Below are 2731 nucleotides of genomic sequence, written 5' to 3'. Positions count from 1 at the left end.
CCAGCATCGGTCTCTGCTCCTGCCCTATGATCTGCCTCAAATGCAGAGCACGTTCGGCGCGCTCTAACAATTCGTCCAAGCCGACGCCGCTTCGCGGCGCGGCTTAACTCAGGTGTTAGGTGCCATGCGAACCACCATCGCCATGCTCGTTACAGCAGCACTATTGATGACAACGCAGCGGGCCGCCGCGTGCACAATTTTCTGGGACGACCGGCCGGACACTATCTTCCAGAAAAGCGATTCTGTATTTCTGGCTTATCCGCTCAAGATCTCACCGGACCCCGATGAAATACAGCAACTCAGACCAGATGCGTTCTTTCAACAGACGGTGATCTGGCGTGTTGTTAGATCATGGAAGGGAAATTTATCGGCGGGTGACACAGTCGTTACCGTGCGCAGCATCGACAGAATGGACGCATGCTCAGGTTGGAGCGTGACTACCAGGTATGACCCACGAATTCTCTATTCATCCGGGGATGCATCTCCCGCCGTCATCCAGGGGCTATCGTTAGAAGATGCTACTCTGCAACTCAACAGATTGGTTCGCAGGCGCCAAGGAGTTGGGAAATAGAGATGGCACCTAACAATTCGTCCAAGCCGACGCCGCTTCGCGGCGCGGCTTAACTCAGGTGTTAGGCCTGGGGAAAGGCTTTCCAGTGTTGTGGGCTTCGGTCGTTGCATCGCGCTCTGCGTTTCTTGCGTCCTGCTGGGTCGCCGTTGGTCGGTGGCTCGCGCGTCGCTTTTCTCGCTTCGGACGCATCGCTTCGGACAGCGCGGGCGCGCCGCCGCCAAGCGAATGGGTTGACCTTCGTGTTCGCGCTCGGGTGTCATCGCGTCGTGCCGTACATGCCGTCGCGCTTTCGCTCGCCAGTGTTCTCGCTTCGGCTGGGCAGCGCTCTGGCTTCGGCTTTTCCAGCCTCGGCCTGCCTGTGACTCGGCTTCCGGTCAGCGGCTCCCGCTTCGTGCGCGGCGTTGCGGCTTGCGGTTCCGCCGCTTCGGCCGTAACGTCGGCCCTAACAATTCGTCCAAGCCGACGCCGCTTCGCGGCGCGGCTTAACTCAGGTGTTAGCTGGCCCAAGCACTTCGTCCGCAATCTGGGGAGAAATCGAATGAACACACCAACTTGGTTCAAAGTCGTCGCGGTCTTGGCATTGCTCTGGAACCTGCTCGGCTGTCTTGCATTTTTCTCTGACCTTCGTCTTTCACCAGAAGACCTCGCCGAGCTACCTGAGGCGCAGCAAGCGCTCTACGCCGCCCGCGCTGGCTGGGCGATTGCAGCTACCGCAATTGCCGTGTTCGGCGGGGCGTTGGGCTCCATTGGCCTGCTCCTGCGTAAGAAGTGGGCGTTTCCTGTCTTCGCTCTTTCACTGTTGGGCATTCTGGTTCAGGACTTTGGCCTCTTCGTGCTGGCGGACGGCATGAGGTTGGCGGGGCCTGTGGCCGTCGTCATGCAAGCGATTGTGCTTGCCATTGGCATCGGCCTCGTCTTGCTTAGCCGCAAAGGAATTGCGCGCGGTTGGCTGGTGTAACGCGGCCAGCTAACAATTCGTTCAAGCCGAGCCCGCTTCGCGGTCTCGGACCAGCCGGTTCGCATCGGGCGGGCCGGCTTAACTCAGGTGTTAGCTTGCACAACAATGTCCACGCCCCCTGAACCGCTCGCGCCTGGCGATCCAATAGTTGCCCTTGCGAGCCTATCCGCGAATGCCGCTGCGTTCTCTGGTGCAGGCTCAACACTTGCTGTCTTTTATAAAGCAGATTCTGCGTGGCCCCTGCTTGTGGGTGGTGGCACCGCCGGATTTGTCGTTGGCGCGATCATTGGCATGCTGGCGGGCAAGGCTCTCTTCCCGGCCAGCGCAGACAATGTAGTCGTCGTTCGAGCGGGTGTTGGCGCATTGTCGAAGTGCTTAAAGGCCACACTTGCCCCATGCCTGCTCGCTTCGACTTTGCTTGCGCTGTCTGTGGCCTTAGTTGTTGGCGTTCCCGCAGCAGGCTCCTTGCTTGTTGTTTCAACCATTGTTGCAACCAGCACCGGCGTAACCTTCGCGGCCGGCGCTGCGCTGACCTGACGCTGTGCAAGCTAACAATTCGTTCAAGCCGACCCAGCTTCGCGGCGGCAATGTGCTAAGGTTGGGTCGTTCTTTACTGCCGCCGCTACGCCGGTCGGCTTAACTCAGGCGTTAGGCGGCACAAGACACGCTCATGGACACCGAAGAGTCACACATCCCCCTAATGTCATCGCGCACGGCCTCGCACATTCACCGACTATTTGTCGTTACCTCTGAGCAGGCGCTGCAGGAGGCTCACGAACTCCTTGGTCTTATTGAGTCCAAGGGCGGCGAGTGTACAAATTGGGGCGTTGTGTCTAACTTGATAGAAAAGCAACTAGGCAATCGGCTTGAATGGCGCCATGAGTCAGAAAAGCTAGCGTCTATCAAAGATCGTGAAGAAACCGTTGCCTCGTGGAAGGCATATTTCAAGCTAGGGCGGCGTACAGAGTGGTAGGTGCCGCCTAACAATTCGTTCAAGCCGAAACTGCTTCGCTCCGGCAATGGCGTGGCAGAGAAAGCTTGCCACGCCGTTGCCTGCGCTACGCAGTTCGGCTTAACTCAGGCGTTAGGCCTCACAGACACATCAATGGGGATTGAAGTGAACAGCACAAATAATCGTTCCATCTTCGTCACAGTAATGGCTTGGATCTTCATTTCCCTATCCGGATTTGGAACCATGATCT

The 2731-nt window shown here is 58.0% G+C and carries 3 protein-coding genes; all 3 read left to right on the top strand.

The features are described 5' to 3' along the window. Nucleotides 1-124 precede the first annotated feature (124 nt). The 3 genes from K7B09_RS12850 (at nt 125) to K7B09_RS12840 (ending at nt 2066) form a co-directional block, all read left to right on the top strand. A complete protein-coding gene (locus tag K7B09_RS12850) occupies nt 125-571 on the top strand; it encodes a hypothetical protein (RefSeq protein ID WP_190282510.1) in 447 nt (148 codons plus the stop codon). A gap of 538 nt (nt 572-1109) precedes the next feature. Further along, entirely contained in the window at nt 1110-1529 is a 420-nt protein-coding gene (locus tag K7B09_RS12845; protein ID WP_223629862.1) for a hypothetical protein, read from the top strand. 105 nt (nt 1530-1634) lie between these two features. Next, the gene (locus K7B09_RS12840; RefSeq protein ID WP_223629861.1) at nt 1635-2066 is read left to right on the top strand and encodes a hypothetical protein; all 432 of its coding nucleotides are present in this window, start codon (nt 1635-1637) and stop codon (nt 2064-2066) included. Nucleotides 2067-2731: the final 665 nt, after the last annotated feature.

This window comes from Thermomonas beijingensis (assembly GCF_020034655.1).
GTDB lineage: Bacteria > Pseudomonadota > Gammaproteobacteria > Xanthomonadales > Xanthomonadaceae > Thermomonas > Thermomonas beijingensis.
The sequence above is the reverse complement of the archived record's forward strand: the minus strand, read 5'-3'. Positions and strand labels throughout refer to the sequence as shown.